Below are 18,933 nucleotides of genomic sequence, written 5' to 3' on the forward strand. Positions count from 1 at the left end.
GCTCAGCTAAAGCGACGGCGGCGAGAGTCGATGAGCACGAGCGCAGCGCCGAGGATGACGACGCCTGCGGCGATACCAGCGGCGGGGGCCAAATTGGTACCGGTGTAGGCGAGCTCGGTATCGACCGAACCGGAGTTGGTGGCGGCTTCGGCGATGGGAGTTGCCGAGGCGGCGGGGCTGGTCTGCGGGGGAGGAAATGCCGACGGGGCCGGAGAAGCAGACGGGCTAGGAGACACCGATGGGGCCGGTGAAACCGGGACGGCGGTGCCGGATCCTGAGCCTCCCGCGGCCGACTGCACGTTCGATGCCGAGGCCGCGTAGTTCGACGAGACGGTACCGACGACCGTGGTGATGTTCGCAAGGTTTTTAAACGTGGCCGGCTCGGCGGCGGGCCCGGTCGCTGCGGGAAGGCTTACCGAGATGAGCGCTTCGAAATGGTGCAGGTCGGCCTGCGGGCCCCAGTAAACGGTGAAACTCGTCGGGGTGCAGTTCTGCGAGATCGGTGTCACGGGGGTCTGCGACGCGTAGTTGTACGACGCGTCGGTGGCAACGTTCGCGAACCGAAGTGTCGCGCAGTCGAACGTCCACTTTTCGCCCGCGGGGACGACGTCGGTGAAGACCGAGGAATTGAACGGGCCGTCGGCCGTTTTGATGTGGTAAGTCAAGAAATCGGTCGCGTTGGTGCGGCCCTCGTCCGAGCGGGTAAAGATGCCGTATTTGTTAGGGTTCGCGCGGTTGCCAATTACGCCGGTTGGGGTGACTTGCGAGGTGAAGGACTTGCCGAACTCGGTGGTTGACGTGAAGGGCACTGTCGTACCCGCCGGCACCTCGGAGTTGTTGAAGTTCGACTTCACGAACGCGGTGCCACAAGTGTCGAGGTGCGTCGCGGCATACGAGGTCATGGTGAAGGTGATGACGGCGGGAGTGGTCTCCGACAACGCCGCAGTCGCGACGACCGCATTCGTCCTCGGATCATTGAGACTAAAACCGGTCGGAAGGTCAGTCAGGTACTGGCTGAGCGTGAGAGTAAACGTATCGCCCTTCTGGGTTCCGTTAGGAACACAGAAGTCGATGGTGGTGGTCAGCTGGCTGTACTGGGCAGGGTCAGCCGGAGTGACCGTGACATTGGTGATCGGGTCAGAGACGACGGCGGCCTGGGCCACCTGCGTCGTACCGAAAGTCAGGGCAGCGGCAGCAACGACGCTGGCGAGAATCGGAAGGACCCTAAGTCTTCCGCGCACTGACGAAGACGCTTTTTCCTTGTTAAGTGGAACGGACAAAAGGGACTTGGCGGTCATGCATGCTTCCAATTTTCTTGGGCGAGAAAGCCATACCGGACTCGGGTCAGAGCGGCGTTACTCACGTCTCCATTGCCAGGAGTGACAACTTCAGGGGTGGCCGGTTCGGTGGGAAAAATTCGGGTTCCCCCAACTCAAACAACTACACGGCAACACTCAACCTCAAGGTGGATTTAGCCTACGCGTCCGCCCTGTTGCCGGCACCCAAACAGGGGCCACTCGATCATATTGGCCCTAAATGACTCCCGGATCATTCGGAGGTCAGGTGCGTCGAATGGAACCTCAGATATTCGGGCTTTCCGAACACACCCGGACAAATCTCGCAGGTGTTCTCTGTGCCAACAGAAAGCACTACTAGACAAATCCCTCACCGGTCATCTCGAAATCCGATAATCTATATTATCTCAAATAATGCTTCGCGAGCCTAATGTAGGGGGGTCTGGCACCGCCTCGCCGGTTGTCGCGGCGCCAATAACTGACATCCACACAGAAGAACCCCGACCCGCAAAGGGCCGGGATCTTCGTCTCACCACACTCGCAACGGGGGATGAAGAGCTAGGCGTTGCCAATCTTGCTGTCGGCGATGTCCCCGGCTTTTGTCGGTCTTGTCGTCGAATTTTCCACCGGTCTTGTCCGAAATAGCATCTTCGGCTTTGTCGATTCCGGTGTCGCTGACCTGCTCGCCCTTGTCGCTGTTCATGGCGTCCTTCGCGTTATCCAGAAGTCCCATAGTGATTTCCTTTCAGTGGTGCTCACCAGTCGTGAGCTGTCACCGTTCGACTCCCTGAGAGCAGCTTTCGGCCAAGGCGGTTAGTTGCTGATTCTGCAGCGATGAGGCAATGGCACGGAACCCGCCTACTAATGGGTATTCACGCGCAGGACAACAGAATGGACCCGTCATGAGCACCGTTCCTCCGAACGAGCCTTCCGGTTCGCCGTTGTATGACCAAAGCGGCTTCGAACCGCCGTTGACACCCGCCGCGGGAGCCCATGCCGCCGGCATCAATTCTTCCGACACCGATTCGTCGGCCAAAGACGCCGCTACTGCCAAGGCCGGTGCGGCGAAGGAGCAGGCGACGCAGGTCGCCGGTGACGCGAAAGAGGCCGCCACCAATGTTGCCGGGACCGCGAAGGAGCAGGCCGGGCAGGTCGCTTCTGAGGTAACGAGCCAGGCGAAGGACCTTTACGGGCAGGCGACGTCCCAGCTGAAAGAGCAGGCCGGCACCCAGTCGCAGAACGTGTCCTAGGGGCTGCGTTCAGTCTCGGACGAGCTGTCGTCGATGGCGAGGAAATCGGACGGGAACGGGCTAGCGTCCGAACTGGTGCGGAAGCTCTCCGGCCGTGCCGGATCGGCGGCATCATGGCTTGATGGCCGCGACCCGGGTTCGCTCGTGGATGAGGTCAAGCAATTCGCCGCCCAGAAGCCGGGAACGTTCATCGCGATCGCCGCTGGAGCTGGCCTTCTTGCCGGGCGCCTGACGAAGGCGCTGGCGGCCGACGCGAAGTCGGACTCCCCAGCGCCTGCCGCCACGACGGATCCCGCTCACTTCCCCGTCACCGCGGAACCGGCCGCCAGTTACGAACGCACCGCTACCCAGTTCGCGAACACCCCCATCGACCCCGGCACCGTCCACGTCGCCCCGACACCGTCTTTCGATGACATCGTCGGCGAACCTCCTTATGGTGAAGAGCGATGACGGACCCGACCATCAAAGCGGGCAGGCGCATTGTTAGGCGGCGAGAGGGGATATCATCGGCCGGGCTATGTTCTCCCAGAGTTCGATGTCGTCTTCGTCGGAATCGAGGCCGAGTGCGGCGGCGGTTTCGTCGGGGGTGGTGGCGACTAGGGTGACGGCCGTATTCGAGTCGGGTTGACCGGTGCGAATAACAATCCGACTGGCGTGAAGAGGTGCGAGGCGGCGAGCAACGTCGTCGAGTAGCGGCTCGAGGAGATCTAAGGGCATGTCGTCGAGTCCGCCGTCGTCGAGAACTTGCACGTGTGCTCCCCGACGGCGGTGAGCAGTGACGACTTTCCGGATGGCATCGTTGAGCAGCCGGCGTCCGCGGATCTCATCCCGGAGGGCTTGTTCCAGGACTCGGCATTCTGCTCGCGCGTTTTCATCCAGGCTGCCGCCGCTGTCCAGGATGTGGTGGAGCATGGGGGCGGCGGTGATTCGGGCATGTTCAAGGCGCCGCTGCCGTTCGAGGTGGAAGGCGTTTTGCTCGCTTCGGAGGGCGGTCAGTTCGCGGTGCCGCTGGGCGGCGACATCGGCCGCGGCGGTGACCCGACTGATCGCCCGGTACATCAGGAAGCCGGCAGCGACCAAAACGATCTCGGCGGCCAGCCCGAGACGGATGGTTCCGGTGGGCCCTGCCCACAGGGTCATTTGGGCGGCGAGGAAACCGACCGCGATCAGAGGTGGCGCCTTGTGGCCTGCCATCCAGACCATGACGGCGCCGGCTAGGATGCCGCAGGGGTACCAGTAGATCGAGCCGGCATCCACGGTGGTGGGATCGAGGCCGGTCGTCGCAGTACAGCAAAGCATGCAGCCGACTGCTGCGATGATCCAGGCGGTTCGGCGGCGCATGGTCCCGGTTTTTGCGCCGCGAGTAAGGGCCGGGAAGATGATGAGACCGAGGGTCGCGGCGATGATCGGGCCTGGGGCGCGGGTGATGAGAACAGCCTCGGCGATCGCAGTCAGACCTGCAACGATGATGAACACGCCCAGAAGCCGGTAGAGCTGACGTCTTGGGATAAGTTTCATGCTCAGGCCGAACGACGCCAGTTTTTTCAGCGGCGCCTCGTTCATGGGCGTCCAGTCGAGGTGGATTACGGTGCCCTTCCCCGGGGACGTGAGCACAATGACCGTGCCCCCTACCTGCTCGATGCGTTCCACGATCGACACTCGGACGCCAAGCCGCTCGTGCCCGACCTTTTGCATGTCAAACCCGGCCCCGGTGTCCGCGATGGTGATCCGGATACCGTCGAAGCTGGTGCGTGTCGCGGTGACGGTGCGGCGCACGTTGTGGCCGGCGTGCTTTAGGCTGTTGGACACGGCTTGCAGGGTCGCAGCCACGAAAGCGTCAGCGACGTCTGTTGGCAGGTCGATCCCATGGATTTGGCTGAGGTCAGGATGGACTGCGTGCTGCGGCCAAAGCAGGCTCGGTTCTGCGTCGGCGAATGCTTTCGACAGGCTAATCTGTGGTGGCCGGGCATGTAAATGCGGGCTGGTCTGAGTCACCACATTCAGGGCGGTTCGCGCCATGACCGCAGCCGTGCCGGGGCTTTGCTGCCCGGCGGCGAGAAGGGTCGCCAGGACGGAATCGTGGATGAGGGCATCCGTGCGGACGCGTTCTGCTTCCAGTGCCGCCTCGAGGTGCTCATTTTCGTGTCGACGTTTTGCGTGCCGTTCTGCGGTGTCGACGCGATCGACTTGGAAGCGCCGCAGCCGGATCGTGACGATACACACGGCCGAGCTCAATGCGAGGCCGGCCGCGTTGAGGATCGTGTGACTGGCGGGCAATTCCCCCATGTAGATGACGCTCACGGCCGCGTCGATACCCGCGCAGAGCAGTGCCGCGCGGATGGGGTTGATCGCCGCGACAGCCACGCAGCTTGTGCCCGCGTACGACAGGGCCAAAAGCCAGGGGGACGCACCCTCCGGAAGGGGCCGTTGCAGGGTAAAAGGTTCCAACACGGCCAGACCCACAAAACAGGCCACCGCCACCCACATCCACACCCACCCGCGCACCTCGGGCTGGGCCAATGTTAGTGGCAGCGCAGCGGCCATGCACCCAGCAAGACACCACGCGATCGCAACCAAAACGACGGGCGCGTTTTCGTGGTCACCCATGTACCCGGGCAAAGCCAGCAACACCAACAGCGGAGCTATCACCGTGAGGGTCGCCGCCATTCCCCGCTCAATTCCGATCCGCAGAACGGACTGCCCATCCAGACGCGGCGGCGGCGGCGTGAGCACATCCCCGGGGAAGATTCCCCGGATGCGATGCCACGCCTGCTTCTGCCTATCCGCCACGACTTTGACGTTAAGCCACAGCCTGATCAGTGACGAGCCCCAAAACGGGCCAACACTTCGAGCCGCGAACCGGAACTTAACCGGTGTTGTTCGCTCTGACCCCGCCCCGATGAGCCAGAACCGTTTGCCTGCGGAAAAGGGACCCGTCGTCGAGCGCAGCGAGCCCCTTTTCATTGCGGTCGCTCAGTACGCGACGGTGAAGCGGCGGCCCTGATGCGCCGCCGTCGCGATCTCTTCGACGACAGCCTTGCCGAGGTCGGCGCCGGAGATGTTTGATTCCCCGTTGTCGTCGACGAGCAGCAGGTTATCGCCGGTGCGGTAGACACCGGTCGCTTCCCCTGCGGCCCAGGGCCCGAAGCCACCAGCGGGGCACGTCTTCCCTCTCACCAACAGTACCGAGCGGACCACCATAAAACCCGGTCTCGATTGACAGACCCGCCTTGCGGCCTCGGCAATACCGCCATTCTGAAACTCTAAAAACCCGCCACGGCAAAGACAAAGTCACACCTTGACCGGAGGAAAGCAGCCCGCGAAGAGTGTCCCGATGAACGACCGGCTATCGGGCGGACTACCTGACTGCCGTTCGCGTAGCTGTTATCAGTGGACGAGGTGGGAATAGTCGGGCAGGTCGATCTTGTCGGCAGGGGGCGAGAAAAACTTTCCGCCGATCGCGCTGAAGGCCCGGCTCGCGCCGATCTTCGCGGCCGCGTTCAGAGCGACGATGCCGATGCGTGTTCTCGGGTTGGCGATGCGGGGGGCTCCGGGCGGGAGTTGCTGGGCCTGGTTGACATAGGGGCGCATGATGCGCTCATAGCCGCGGAACGCGTCTCGGTGGTCGACGTGCGCTGCGATCTCGCCGGCGAGAACGTAGGCGCCGACGAGGGCGAGGCTGGTGCCCATGCCACTGATCGGGGAGGCGCAGTACGCCGCGTCACCGAGAAGTGCCACACGTCCCGAGGCCCAGGTGGGCGCTTTGACCTGGCCGATGTGCTCGAAGTACAGATCCTCCTTTTGGTCGAGGCTGTCGAGGATACGCTGTGCTTCCCAGCCGGCATGGGCGAACTTGTCCCGCAGCAGGTTCTTCTGCTGGTCGGGGGTGAGCGCGTCGTGGGCGCCGGGGGGCGAGAGGAATGACATCGTGGCCCGAATCGTGCCCTTGGTGTCTGGCCGGAGGGTCATCGTGCGCCCACCGGGGGCGTTGAACCACTTTGCCCAGTCACTGTCCGCGGAGGTCCGCGGGATCGTCAAATATGAGGTGTTGAGCCCAAGCGGTCGAATGGTGGGGGCGGTGCCGAAAACGAGGCGGCGAGTGCGGGAGTTCATGCCGTCCACGATCACGAGAAGGTCGAAGGCGCGGTCGTCTCCGTGGTCGAACGACACCCGGACGTGGTCAGGCTGATCGTCGATTGCGGTGATGCTGTTCCCGAACACGTACTCGACTGTGTCGGGGGTTGCATCCACGAGCAGGCGCGCGAGGTCGCCGCGAAGAATTTCCAGCTCGGCCGTTGCTCCACTGGTGTCCGAAGTGCTGGCCGGGAACCGAGCGATGGCGCTGCCGTCGGAGCGGACGAACTCGGTGCCGAGTTCACCGGTCGTGGCGCCGCGGATGGCATCTTCGAGGTTCATGCGACGGGCGACGGTGCGGCCAGCACCGCGGACGTCGATGTTCTGCTCGCCGTCTCGAAGCTCGTTGGCGCGTTCAACGATGGTGACGTTCCACCCGTACTCGGCCAGCCAGTAGGCCAGGGCGGGGCCGGCGATGCTGGCCCCAGAGATCAAGACAGTCTTGGTGTCGGTCACGGGTGTTCCTCTATCGGGTTGGCGGAGTGTGGTTGGCGGGGTGTTGGCGAACGGTGACGTTGGTCATCTGACCGCGCCTGCTGAGCTGGAAGTTGATTTGGTGCGCGCAGTGCAGCTCCCAGAGGGCGTTGTGGACGTCCAGGGTGGAGCAGCCCAACCGGGAAGCCAGGTCGGTGTAAGTCGCAGATTCCTGTGCGAGGAGGGAATGGAGGATTGCGGTCGCTCGGCCACTGAGGTGGCCACCAGCTTCGGTAGAAGGAGATGCAGTCACGCGGTGACCGAGGCTTCTGTCGCGGAGGTGGCGGTGTTGGTGAATTCGTCGGGGCGGCCCTTCTTCGGAAACAGGAACGTCAGCCCAAGGAACACCACAAGCAGGGCGGCCTGGATGTACAGGGTCTGCTGGAACGCGTGCTCGGCGGTACCTCCCTTGATCTGGGTGAAGAAGGTCGACCCGAACACGGCAACGCCGATGGAGCTGGCGATGGATTGCACGGCGGTGAGGACGCCGGAGGCCGAGCCGATCTCTTCGTCCTTCACTGCGGCGAGGATGATGCTGAACAGGGCCGCAATCACAAGCCCCGACCCGACCCCGGCAAGGGCGATACCCGGCACGATGCTCCAGATCGAGAAACCGTCGGTCGACTGCAATTCCAGCCACAGCAGCACCGACCCGGCGATCTGCACGAGCGCTCCGATCTGCAGGACGGCGCGGCCGAGCTTCTCCGCGAGGAAGGCGCCACTGATGGCGCCACCGACTGCGGTGCCGAGGGCGACCGGAAGGTTTCCGAGACCGGCCTGGCCCGCGGTGAAGCCCTGCCCGATCTGGAGGAACAGCGTCAGGATCAGCTGGGTGCCGATCAGGGCGGTGAAGAACAAGGCGATGCCGGCAAGGCCGAGGGTGTACGCGGGCTGACTGAAGATGGTCGGGACAACGAGCGGCGTCCGGCCGGCGGCGTTCGCACGGCGCTGCTGGCGAGCGAACAGAACGAACCCTGCAAGGCCGGCGACGATGCTGACGTACGTCCAGGCCGGCCAGCCCTGTTCCTGTCCGAGGTTGAGCGGCAGCACCAGCAGGGCCGAGGAAGCGACGATGATCGTCGCGCCCGCGACATCGACACCGATCGAAGCGACACCGGCTTTGCGGGGCAAGATGCGCCACGCGATGACGAGGGCCGCGATGCCGATGGGCCCGTTCACTAGGAACACGGCCCGCCAGCCGAGTCCGAACAGGTTCGCCTCGATGAGGCCACCTCCGATCAGCGGGCCGAGGATGCCGCCGAGCCCGAGGACGGGGCCGAACACCCCGAACACCTTCGCCAGCTCCGGGCCGGAGAAGTTCTCGCGCAGCAGGCCGAGGCCCTGGGGCAGGAGCATCGCGCCAGCCAGGCCCTGAACCAAGCGGACAGCGATCAGGATCCCGATGGTCGGGGCGACCGCGCACAGCAGGGACGCCGCCGTGAAGGCTGCGAGGCCGACGAGAAACATGCGTCGACGGCCGAAGCGATCGCCGAGGCGACCACCCAGGATGAGGCCGGCACCGAGGGTCAGCGCATAGCCGCCGATCACCCACTGCAGCCCCAACGCCGATGACCCCAACGACTTTTCAAGGTCTGGGCCAGCGACGTTGACGATTGTGGAATCGAGCAGATCCATGATCTCCGCAGCAAGCATTACCCCGAGGATCAGCCACCGCCACCGACCCGCGGTGGCTTTCGTTGTCTCACCCATGTCGCTCCACTCGTTGGTAATCAATCAGATTGGCAACTTCGAGTATTAGTGTTGTGACCATGGAAGTCAACTCAGCGCAGGCCAGCTCTCCAGCACCCCCTCGGTCGGACCGTGAGGACAGGACCGCAGCTCGTCGGGACGGTCGACCGCTGCCCGACGGAGATCTCCGCGCACGGGTTCAGCAGATCGCGGTTCGGCAGCAGCGCTTCGAGCGCCACCTTGCCGCCGAGCTCGACGTGGACCGGGCGGGCCTCGAGACGATGGACTATCTGATCTCGGTTGGGCCCACAACCCCGACTCAGATTGCTCAGCACCTCGGGATCTCGACCGCGGCGATGACCCTCGTGTTGAACCGGCTCGAAACAGCAGGGCACATCATCCGAGGTCCCCATCCCTCCGATCGACGGAAGCTGATGATCAGCGCCAGCGACAGTTCAAGCGGGCGCGCTCACGACTACGTGACACCTCTCATCGAGGACGTCGAAGTCCTCATCGAATCACTGACCGACACCGACCGGGCAGTCATCGAAAGCTTTCTCGATCGCCTCATCGGAATCTACGACTACGCCACCCCTCCCCCACACGGAAGCGGGAAGTAGTCCCACTCGGCCTCTGGAACAACATGGAACCGACGGCGCGTCAACCCGACGCACCCGCGAGCACGCATGTACATCGATCGGTCAGCGGACGGTCGAAGGGGGTTAAGCCTTGCTGACGTGTCCGTCGAGCCCTTCGTACAGATCGAAGTTTTGCTCACCGATCAGAGCGACAAGGGTGTCGAAAGCCTCGGCTAGGGGAACTTCGGTATTAAGGTCGTTCGCTTCACCTCGTGCGTCCAAATCGACCGCTCGCGAGTGTCCCGATGAACGACCGTTTAACGGACGGCGTGCAATGCCAGCGCCTGCTAAGCGGGACGCGCTTGCGGGATCCTTCGGTCTACACGTCGAGATAGCAAGCTGCGAGACGAACCGGCGGCTGAGCAGTTCCCGCTTACCTTCTGCCTCGACGGGCGAACTGGAGATGCGTCGTTCACCGCAAGATCAGCCCTCGGCCTGGTGCATGCGGTTCAATAAGGTCACATCGTCGCTCGCTGGGATGCGGCCCGAAACGCCCGCATTAGCGGGCCAAGGAATCACTGTGCCCGATCGCAACCCATTGCACCTTCGACGGCTACTCACTCATGCCTGGCGTTACACACGGTTGATCGAGTTCTTTTTCCGACGCAAAGACACCGCCGGGGACATCTACCCCAACGACGACAGCACCGGCGCCGTTCCAGGGCCTGACCCTGACCGTGTTGTGTTCCTCGGGGAACCCGGGGAACTCACCCTCGGGGTGCGCACGCACGACCTTTCCCTGCCGGCGTTCTGCGCCCGAAACCACAGCCAGCGCACCGGCCGAGGAACCATCTGGAGCATTGCACCCATCCGCACCGCCCTGCTCCGCGACGCCCCAAAAACAATTGGCGGCAACCAAAGCTTTATCGATCGTGCGGACATCGTCGTCCTCCTGGCCGGGATTACGGACACTCTCACCGTCACAACAGCGGCCACCTGGGACAAACACCTTCGGGCAACCCTAGACGTCCTCACCGAGAAGACACCCGCGGATGTCCGCATCCTGGTTGGTGAGATCCCGCCGCTGAATAACGCAGGAACCCTGTCAAAACCTGCCCGCATGGCGGCAGGACTTCACGGGAAAACCCTTAACAGCCGTACCCGAACCGTGGTCGCGGAATACCCGCACGTGAGCGTTGTCACTTTTCCGCCCGAGCTGACGCACTCCATGTGGCGGCCGGAATCCGAAGAACGCCGCTACACCAACACCTACAAAATCTGGGGCAAACACCTCGCCGACCACACCAGCACCCACGGCTGACAAGGTCCTTTGGCGACAAGCGTGAGGCAAGATCTCACCGACGGTGGCACTCAAACGTCTAAAGGCGGGAACAGGTGAAACCCGGCCCAAAAGGAACGCGGTGCTTCCGTCACCTCCACCGTGGCTATGTCAAGCCCCCGGGCTAAACGCACCGCACGACGCGTCTGAGCCTAAGTTGCAGTGCAGTTGCGTTGTTCCGACTTCCAACCGCTGACCGTGTAGCGGGAATTCCTTCCCGCGCCGACCATTGTGCCGGCACCCGTGTCGTTTAGGACGTCGCCGTGCTCAACCGTGCAGCCCATCTCTTTGTTCGCCCACTCGTGTCCGCCTGGTTGGCAACAAGCCAGTATTCGTGGAACCGGCACCCGGTCGCGACGGACTCCCCCCATGTCCACGCCCGTGGCACCAACCCCGACCGGATTCTGATCATCGGTGACGGGGCAGCGACCGGCCGCGGGGTCCGCACCCACGACCTCGGCCTGCCCGGTTACCTCGCCCGCAGCCTCTCGACCCGCACCAACCGGGCCGCCGACGTCGACCTCGCCGTCGACGGGTCAATGACCATCCGCACCGGACTGCCTACCCTCGCAGGGCTGGACCTGTTCCGGTTCGACATCATCATCCTGTCGTTCGGGGCCAACGAAACCCTCGACCTCATGCCCACCCGCACCTGGACCCACTGCTTCGAAAACATTCTCCTCGACGTCCTCACCCGCGCACCTGCGTCGACGAAAGTGTTCGTTCTCGCGATCCCCGCGTTCGGGATCAACCCGCACTTCCCCAAATCGTTAGCGCGAGTCGTGGACGCGCACGGGCAGCGCCTCAACACTGCGACTCTCCGGCTGATGAAGGCATATTCGGAAATGGTGTTCGTTCCCGAATCCCACGACCACGCTTTCGAATTCGAAGGCGCCCACCTCTACCGGCAATGGGCAGAAGAACTAGCATCCCGGATCGCCAGCAACCTCGACCCCGCCCGCCCGAAAACCCGATCCACCGAAGAAACCGACGAACAAGACCGACAAGATGCCCTGCAGCGGTTCGAAACCATTAGCCGGGAACGTGCCCTCGATCTGGAGAGCTTTACTCAGCAGGCGAAGAACATTTTCGGCACCGAGATCGCTGCGATCACCTTCGTCAGAAGCGACACCGAAACAATGCGCTCCGTCGCCGGGACAACGATATCTGAGCTGCCCCGGGCGGAGTCGTTTTGCGACGTCACCATCCGCAGAACCGGACACCTCGTCATCCACGACGCCACCCTCGACAACCGATACGCCGACTACACCCTCGTCACCGGCCCCCACCACATCCGCTTCTACGCCGGCTACCCCCTCCAAGACCCCCAAGGACACCGCATCGGAGCCCTCTGCCTCATGGACACCCGGCCCACCCCCTTCACCGACAACGACGCCGACACCCTCAGAACCCTCGCCCTCCGCATCCAAAAACACATTTACGACCCGGCCCCGTCCTAACCCCGACACCAGCCCGGACAACTGGGGGATGGCCGCGGAGGCCGATCGGACGCTCCCACGAGTACGTCTCGAAAATCTGAAGTTTTTCGAAACGTCTCAGAGCGCAAGAGGCATCTTGCTAAAAGGCCCGCAAACCCGGCCGCGCCGACAGTCTTAGAAAGTTGTATCACAATATTTCCGTGTCGAATGGCGCCTTGAGGGTTTTGTGAGACACGATGAGATCATGAGGCTTCTCGGGTACACCAGGGTCAGCACCAGCAACCAAGACCCCCAACTGCAGATCGACTCACTCCTCTCTATAGGGGTGCAGAAACGGGACATCTTCTCCGACGTCATGTCAGGACGGAAAACCGCCACCGATCGGCTCGGGATGCAGAAGCTGCTCGAGCATGCCGTCTCGGGCGACACGATCGTGGTCTGGCGCATTGACCGGTTAGGCCGGTCGTTGCTTGACGTGTTGAACACGGTGACCGGACTTCGTGACAGGGGGATTCAGGTGCGGTCGATCTCTGATGGCATTGATCCGGCGACGGCGACGGGCCGGCTGATGCTGAACATGCTGGCCACTCTTGCGGAATACGAGCGGGAGCTCATCGTGGAACGCGTCCGCGCGGGGGTCGCGGTTGCCCAGGAAGCTGGCACCCGGTTCGGCCGGCCCAGAAGCGACCCGGCCGTGGTCGGCCCGAAACTCGCGATCGTCGCCCAGGCCCGTGCCGAGGGACGCACCGCGACCGAGGCGGCAGCCCTGGTCGGGTGGAGCCGGGCGACTCTCTACCGGCACCACACCACCGTGACGGCGACGCCCTTGGCTGCCGACGCGCATGCTGCGGTGGACAAGTGACCGCGTCCGTCACGGTGTGGGCACCTCTTTTGACGGGTGCCGCAGGCATCGTGACAGTCGGGTGGAACATCCTCCGGGACCGTGGCGAGCTGCGGAAACTCGAGCGGTTCACGGCACTGACCGATCAGCTGCCGGCCGAGTCGCAGGCGGCCGTCATGTTAGGAGACATCCGTAACCGCCTGGCCGTCCGTGTCGCCCTCGCATCGGAAGCGCCACCGTACCGGCTCCGGTCGATCTTTGGCTGGACCCTTCTGGTGGTGGGCGGTGTCGTCGCGGTGGGCTGGGTCGTGTTCGCCTTGACATGATCAAGTCGATGGGCGGCGTCGCGGGCATCCAGCTCGGCCACACCGGCCGCAAGGGCAGCCTCGTCACCCCGTGGGAGGGCGGCCACATGCTTCCCCCGGAGCACGAGGCCGGCTGGCAGACCCGCGCTCCCTCCGCCATCGCCTACGGCGGGTCGATGCCCTACGTGCCGCGCGCGCTCACCGTCGAGGAGATCGCACAGCTCATGCAGGATTACGCCGACACGGCTCGCCGTGCCGTCGAGGCCGGCTACGAGTGGGTCGAGATGCACTTCGCTCACGGCTACCTCGGCAGCGAGTTCTTCTCGCCGCTCGCCAACCAGCGCACCGACCAGTACGGCGGCAGCCTCGAGAACCGCACCCGATTCCACCTGGAGGCGCTCGACGCCGTCCGCGCCGTTCTGCCCGACCCCATCCCGCTGACGATGCGGCTCGGCATCGACGACCTGCACCCGGGCGGCGCCACCGTCGACGAGTCGATCACCGCCATCGGCTGGATGAAGGAGCACGGCCTCGACCTCGCCGACCTCAGCATCGGCTTCAACACCGACGACATGCGCGGGGACATCCCCATCGGCACCCTCGGCGGCATGGTCAAGAACGCCACCCGCGTGAAGGAGGAGGTGGGTATCCCGGTCGCCACGAGCTGGAACCTCGGCCAGCCCGAGATCGCCAACCGCGTGATCGAAGGCGAACTGCTCGACCTGGTCTACCTCGGCCGCCCGGCCCTCGCGAATGCCCACTGGCCCGTGTACGCCGCGCGCCTCCTCGGCTACGCCGACCCGTTCAGCCTCGTTCCCGAGGACTGGGCCTGGTGGCTCCGCAACCTCCGCGGCGCCGACGAAGCCATTGGCTGGCCCGGTGCCACGAATGGCGCTGAACTCGCGCAGGTCGCGGGAGTAGCCGCCACAGCACCCGTCGACGAGACCGCCCCCGCGGAGCTCGAGCTCGCGGACGCAAAAGAAGAACTCGAAGTCGCGTAGCCCCGACAACCACGAAAGCCCAGACCTACCCGGCCTGGGCTTTCGTCATGTCGGTGGCCGAGGCCACGTCACGTTGGGCTCATAAACACGGCGGCACGCAACGGTCAACGAACTGGATCGGCCCCAGACCCACGCTCTAACAGTCCACCCTTTACGTCCAGCTAAGGCATAGCTTGGATGGACGGGATTTCCTCGACACTGCGGCCGACGACCAAAAACGCCGGGCGTATGTCGCCCGGTCATCGCCCGTTACGACCGCCCGGGGTAAACGTACGTCGCCCGGATCTCCAGGCATGCAGAGACCTGCCAACCTGGCCGGCTCTGGGAACGTCCGGCTTCATTCATGGAACGCGACCGCCTTCGGCGTCCCCTCACGAATCATGAAAAGCTGACGCTATGACTAGCAATGACGCCAATCTGTCCTTTCGATCAGCCTCGGAGAGCGCACAGAAGGCCATCGATCTCTACGCAAAACCCTTCGGTCTCGGAGCCCGGCACTCGCCTGAGCATCAAGGAATCTAGGCCCTCGCCGAGGCAATTCGAGCTCTGGCGGATGGCTTAGCCGCGATGACGGCGAGGGATGAGCGCTAAGCGTTCCCGTCAGTACACCCACGTGTCCCAATACTGAAATGTGCCAAAAGCCATGGGAATTAGGAATGCCAGACGGATTCGCAACCCCTTCTGGGGAGTCGTGCCTCGACTTAGTCCGTCTTACCGTGGGTAAGTGCCCAACGGACCTGTCAACCCTACGGTCGTCGACGGGCCCCGGATCACGAGCGAACATGCTCGCGAGTCCCGCACGCTGGCACGACGCCTCTCAGGCGGTTCGGCCCCACTCCGGGTTGGAGTCGAACGGGGCATGGCAGCAACCCTGGCCGTGGTGGCCGTCATGCTGCTGCTGCTCGCATTGCCGGCCTTTGTGACGACGCACCGACCGGACCAATTTGCGTTCATGGTCGTGTCCTTGATTCTCGCAGGGTTGATGGTCGCGGCCCTCCCACTGGCCCTCATCCTCCACACAGAACCCGCCCGATTCTGGCTATGGATTCCGGTAGCCGCCTACGTCGGGCTTCTTCTTTTGGAACCGTTCACGCTCCGAAACCCGCTCCCTACCGGGTCAGCTCCCTGGCTTCTCGGGCTGTCGCTGATCACGTTCGGTTGCACAGCGCTAGCCGAGGTGAACCCGTGGCGCGCGGGGATCCTGTGCGCCGGAATCACCGCAGCACTCATCAGTGTGTATGTCGGACCGCTCACTGCCAGCAACACCTTCATCACGTTCTTCGGCCTGTTCCTCCTCGCAGTAGCCCTGATCGTCGGTGTGCGGGCGCTCCGGCGCAGGGCCGACAAAGCCGACACGGCAGAACAGCAAGCGCAACTGCTGTTCGAAGACCAGCAACGACTCCTAGCCACCGAGGCGGAACGAGTGCGGACGGACGCGCTCCTTCACGACACCGTCCTTGCCGCCTTCCTCGCCGCGGCCGGGAACCACGCACCAGAACGCGCCACCAGCATGGCCCGGGCAGCCCTTGACCTCGTCTCCTCAACCAGCAACGACCCAGGAACCCAGCCGGGATCTGTTTCCGTCGGAGCGTTCTTCTTCGCGCCAAGTGCTGAGCTCGCGCCGTTTCGGGGCATGGTCACCTTTGACCTCGCTTTTGGCACCCTCGAGGTTCCATCCGAAGTGGCGGACGCGCTCATGTCAGCCACCGTGCAGGCCCTCACGAACAGTGCCAAACACGCCGGCGCAGCTGCCACCCGTTCAGTGACCGGGACCCGCCTCAAAGACGGTGGTATTCACATCACCGTGTCTGACAACGGGGCAGGGTTCGACCTGGACCAGGTCCCGGAGGAACGACTTGGGGTGCGGGTGTCGATCCTGGAGCGCGTCCAGCACATCGGGGGCACCGCGCACATCCGCTCGGCGCCCGGGAAAGGGACGACCGTGACCCTTAACTGGCGACCCGACCCACCACAATCGGCACCAACTCGTCGACCAGGCCAAGCACTGCTGAGCATCATCCCCCGACGACTCCTTTACCGAGTGCTTGGGGCGCTAATCATCATCGCGGTCCTCATCGCTTTCGCGGAAGCGTTCGTTAATACCCACCAGTACACCACTGCCGTCTCCTCCGCCCTGGGACTTGCCGTCCTTCCCACCCTCATCCAGGGAGCTAAACAAGGCAGCATGACCAACAGGGCGGCGTGGGTCACCACCAGTGTTGGCGTCGTGCTGTGCAGCATCGCGAATATCGGTCTGAACCCTGCCAACTTCGACTCTGCTTCTGCCGCCAAACTCACCTGCGGCGTCCTCGCCGGCGCCGCCATGGCGTGGATGGCTGGCCGCCGCCTCGGACCTCTCATTATCGTCACCGCCCTCGTCACCCAAATCACCCTCTGGGCCGGACCCGAAGGTGTCATCCGGCTAGGCCTTGCCGGGGAAATCGTCATCGCGATGGCGGGCCTTCTCATTCACCGTGCCCTGCGAGAAATCGCTGCCGCGGCCGAGCTCGCGGCCCAAAAGCACCACGACCTCACCATTCGGCAAGCAGAGCTCGACGCATTCAACAACGAACGCCAACAACGACTTCAGCACGCCAACGGCACCGCCGCCCCCATGCTTCGACAAATACTCGACAGCAACGCAGAACTCGACAACGCCTCCCGCACTGAGTGCCGGGTCCTCGAACAAGCCCTCCGGGACGAGATCCGCGGCCGCGCCCTCCTCAACCCCGCCATCCGCCAAGTCGTCTCCGGCCATCGCCGTCGCGGCACCCTCGTTCAAGTCCTCGACGACGGCGGACTCGACGGCATCTCACACGTGGTCCTGAACGCAATTCTCGACGATGTGGCCCGGCAACTCGAACCCGTCAGGTCATCTCGCATAGTCATCCGAACCGGGCAACCCGACTCCGACACTGCCATCACCATCGTCGCGTCTACCCCCGACGAAACAGCCGCCGCCCTCGGCCTCGACGCCGACGACGAGGTCGACCTCTGGCTTACAATCCCCCACCCCGACCAGGTCCAACTCGCCGCATAGAGACACCTACGGCCCCAACACCGAGACACCTTTCAAGGCACCTCAAAAACGGTGCTGACCTGACAATAATTGCGGACACAAAATTCGAGAAGAGCACTCCCCCGGCTCTATGCCACGGCAGCTAGTTCACCCATCGTTGTCCAAAATGGATCGATTTCGAGAACAGCCGAGTCCCTACTAGGGCACCACGGCCATTCAGATTTGCGGGACGGGCATCTCGGTAAGTGGCCCTAGCTTTCTGTGCCAGCCGGCCGCGTCACTCGATGGGAACAGAGTCCCGGTCATCGACCGGCTATCGGGACGTCCCAAACCGGTCGGCAGGCACGTCCAAAAAGCCGTCTCGCCGTCTAGCTCTTTGTAGTGGCGAAGTGGAGGCCCGCTTGAACTCCGCCGCCGGCTGTTTGCGTGAGGTAGAAATCAGCGGCGTGAATTTCGGCAACCCACGCCACAATGGCCAATCCGGTGCCGGTTCCGGCTGTCGATCGGAATCTAGGTTCGTCGAACGCGTCCTCTTCGCTAACTGGCAGCCCTGGGCCGGAATCGGTAACTGTCAAAGACTGCTCGTTCACGGTGACGTGTACGGGGCTGTTGTCACCGTGGCGGATCGCGTTCTCGACCAGGTTTCGGATGGCCTGGCCCAGCAGCTCGCTGTTTCCAGTGATCACGGTAGGGGTGGCGGTGACTGTGACCCGGTCTCCACAGTTCAAGTCGCCGATCGTGACCTCGATAAGCTGATCAAGACGAAGGGGCCGCTTGTCTACCTCGTAGGCGCCTGTGCCTGTTCCTGCTCGAAGGAGGAGTGTGCTGACGACCGTGTTCATTCTCGCCAGCCGATCCAGAATGCCCTGGAGGGAGTCACGGGCGGTGTCGGGGTTCCGCAGCCCGGATTCGGCTATCAGGCTGAGGGTAGTCAGGGGCGTACGTATTTCGTGGGCGGCCTCGCGGAGGAACTGTTCTTGCTGTTCCACTTGCCGAAGGGCCGGTCTCATCACCCGACCCGACAACACATGCCCAGCGATAGTTGCAAGAAGCACCAGAACGGCCACGGCCAAAACCAGACCTCCCACGAGAGTGCCGTGGCTGAACGAGGTGGTGGCGGGTGCACCCACGAGCACTACGGCGGTACCGGCTGTACCGATGGGGCGAGCGATCCACCGATATGACCGGCCGTGATCTGCGTCCGCCGTTGTGTAGACGGCCGTATGGTTGCGCGCGGCCGATGCGTAGAGCTGGTCGATGACTTTGGAGCTTGGCAACGCGGCCTGGGACGGGGTGGCGTATGCGATGCCCTGGGAGTCGATGAACCCCGCCGGGACAGAACCAATCGCTGATAAACCAGTGCCGGATGCGGACGAGGTGCCGTACTGGAACCTGAAGCCCTGCCCGTCCGTTTCGACTCCGATGGAGAACAGTTTCGCCTGCGCAAGGAGGCCCTGGTCGGTGCGGTGTCTCACTCCCGAGTCCGCGCTAGCGGCGAAGACACCCAAGACAATGAGACATCCAGCGGTCGTGAGTGCAAAAAATAGGGTCATGGTCCATCGGATCCGG

16 protein-coding genes are annotated in these 18,933 nt (G+C 63.6%); 9 read left to right on the top strand and 7 right to left on the bottom strand.

The genetic code is table 11. The features are described 5' to 3' along the window. Positions 1-2 precede the first annotated feature (2 nt). Positions 3-1,241, bottom strand: a complete 1,239-nt coding sequence (locus tag ITJ49_RS15440) for an Ig-like domain-containing protein (RefSeq protein ID WP_194606467.1) — start codon at positions 1,239-1,241, stop codon at positions 3-5. Positions 1,242-1,824: 583 nt separating this feature from the next. Beyond that, complete coding sequence (locus tag ITJ49_RS15445) at positions 1,825-2,028, bottom strand: antitoxin (protein ID WP_228514585.1); 204 nt, start codon at positions 2,026-2,028, stop codon at positions 1,825-1,827. A gap of 169 nt (positions 2,029-2,197) precedes the next feature. Here ITJ49_RS15445 and ITJ49_RS15450 point away from each other — a divergent pair, with 169 nt between their 5' ends. Then, complete coding sequence (locus ITJ49_RS15450) at positions 2,198-2,545, top strand: hypothetical protein (RefSeq protein WP_194606468.1); 348 nt, start codon at positions 2,198-2,200, stop codon at positions 2,543-2,545. Between the two features lie 75 nt (positions 2,546-2,620). After that, a complete protein-coding gene (locus tag ITJ49_RS15455; protein ID WP_194606469.1) occupies positions 2,621-2,995 on the top strand; it encodes a hypothetical protein in 375 nt (124 codons plus the stop codon). Between the two features lie 33 nt (positions 2,996-3,028). Here ITJ49_RS15455 and ITJ49_RS15460 read toward each other — a convergent pair whose 3' ends face one another. The 4 genes from ITJ49_RS15460 to ITJ49_RS15475 all read right to left on the bottom strand — a co-directional run bounded on the left by ITJ49_RS15460 (position 3,029) and on the right by ITJ49_RS15475 (position 8,863). After that, the gene (locus ITJ49_RS15460; protein ID WP_194606470.1) at positions 3,029-5,335 is read right to left on the bottom strand and encodes an ATP-binding protein; all 2,307 of its coding nucleotides are present in this window, start codon (positions 5,333-5,335) and stop codon (positions 3,029-3,031) included. A 183-nt stretch (positions 5,336-5,518) separates the two neighbouring features. After that, on the bottom strand, positions 5,519-5,722 hold the full coding sequence (locus ITJ49_RS15465) for a hypothetical protein (RefSeq protein WP_194606471.1): 204 nt from the start codon (positions 5,720-5,722) through the stop codon (positions 5,519-5,521). Positions 5,723-5,932: 210 nt separating this feature from the next. Further along, entirely contained in the window at positions 5,933-7,135 is a 1,203-nt protein-coding gene (locus tag ITJ49_RS15470) for an FAD-dependent monooxygenase (protein ID WP_194606472.1), read from the bottom strand. Between the two features lie 267 nt (positions 7,136-7,402). Then, complete coding sequence (locus ITJ49_RS15475; protein WP_194606473.1) at positions 7,403-8,863, bottom strand: MFS transporter; 1,461 nt, start codon at positions 8,861-8,863, stop codon at positions 7,403-7,405. A 59-nt stretch (positions 8,864-8,922) separates the two neighbouring features. Between ITJ49_RS15475 and ITJ49_RS15480 the strand changes: the two genes are divergently transcribed. The 7 genes from ITJ49_RS15480 to ITJ49_RS15510 all read left to right on the top strand — a co-directional run bounded on the left by ITJ49_RS15480 (position 8,923) and on the right by ITJ49_RS15510 (position 17,385). Then, a complete protein-coding gene (locus ITJ49_RS15480) occupies positions 8,923-9,462 on the top strand; it encodes a MarR family winged helix-turn-helix transcriptional regulator (RefSeq protein WP_194606474.1) in 540 nt (179 codons plus the stop codon). A gap of 538 nt (positions 9,463-10,000) precedes the next feature. After that, positions 10,001-10,741 carry a hypothetical protein gene (locus ITJ49_RS15485; protein WP_370544559.1) on the top strand — a complete coding sequence of 247 codons (741 nt, stop codon included), beginning with the start codon at positions 10,001-10,003 and terminating at the stop codon, positions 10,739-10,741. Between the two features lie 281 nt (positions 10,742-11,022). Next, positions 11,023-12,219, top strand: coding sequence for a GAF domain-containing protein (locus tag ITJ49_RS18290; protein WP_194606475.1), 1,197 nt, complete (start codon positions 11,023-11,025; stop codon positions 12,217-12,219). Positions 12,220-12,442: 223 nt separating this feature from the next. After that, on the top strand, positions 12,443-13,060 hold the full coding sequence (locus ITJ49_RS15495; RefSeq protein ID WP_194606476.1) for a recombinase family protein: 618 nt from the start codon (positions 12,443-12,445) through the stop codon (positions 13,058-13,060). Then, the gene (locus ITJ49_RS15500) at positions 13,057-13,365 is read left to right on the top strand and encodes a hypothetical protein (RefSeq protein ID WP_194606477.1); all 309 of its coding nucleotides are present in this window, start codon (positions 13,057-13,059) and stop codon (positions 13,363-13,365) included. The genes ITJ49_RS15495 and ITJ49_RS15500 overlap by 4 nt, the downstream gene beginning before the upstream one ends. After that, a complete protein-coding gene (locus ITJ49_RS15505; protein WP_194606478.1) occupies positions 13,362-14,345 on the top strand; it encodes an NADH:flavin oxidoreductase/NADH oxidase in 984 nt (327 codons plus the stop codon). The genes ITJ49_RS15500 and ITJ49_RS15505 overlap by 4 nt, the downstream gene beginning before the upstream one ends. 859 nt (positions 14,346-15,204) lie before the next feature. Then, positions 15,205-17,385, top strand: a complete 2,181-nt coding sequence (locus ITJ49_RS15510; RefSeq protein ID WP_194606479.1) for a sensor histidine kinase — start codon at positions 15,205-15,207, stop codon at positions 17,383-17,385. A gap of 347 nt (positions 17,386-17,732) precedes the next feature. On the opposite strand, the gene ITJ49_RS18295 is transcribed toward ITJ49_RS15510, so the two are convergent. Then, entirely contained in the window at positions 17,733-18,839 is a 1,107-nt protein-coding gene (locus tag ITJ49_RS18295; protein ID WP_194606480.1) for a HAMP domain-containing sensor histidine kinase, read from the bottom strand. Positions 18,840-18,933 lie beyond the last annotated feature (94 nt).

Source organism: Frondihabitans sp. VKM Ac-2883 (assembly GCF_015350875.1).
Taxonomy (GTDB): Bacteria; Actinomycetota; Actinomycetes; order Actinomycetales; family Microbacteriaceae; genus Frondihabitans.

Coding starts and splice junctions, on each gene's coding strand:
- ITJ49_RS15445 (WP_228514585.1), bottom strand. CDS start 2,028: ATGGGACTTCTGGATAACGCGAAGGACGCCATGAACAGCGACAAGGGC.
- ITJ49_RS15450 (WP_194606468.1), top strand. CDS start 2,198: ATGAGCACCGTTCCTCCGAACGAGCCTTCCGGTTCGCCGTTGTATGAC.
- ITJ49_RS15475 (WP_194606473.1), bottom strand. CDS start 8,863: ATGGGTGAGACAACGAAAGCCACCGCGGGTCGGTGGCGGTGGCTGATC.
- ITJ49_RS15480 (WP_194606474.1), top strand. CDS start 8,923: ATGGAAGTCAACTCAGCGCAGGCCAGCTCTCCAGCACCCCCTCGGTCG.
- ITJ49_RS15495 (WP_194606476.1), top strand. CDS start 12,443: ATGAGGCTTCTCGGGTACACCAGGGTCAGCACCAGCAACCAAGACCCC.
- ITJ49_RS15505 (WP_194606478.1), top strand. CDS start 13,362: ATGATCAAGTCGATGGGCGGCGTCGCGGGCATCCAGCTCGGCCACACC.
- ITJ49_RS15510 (WP_194606479.1), top strand. CDS start 15,205: ATGGCAGCAACCCTGGCCGTGGTGGCCGTCATGCTGCTGCTGCTCGCA.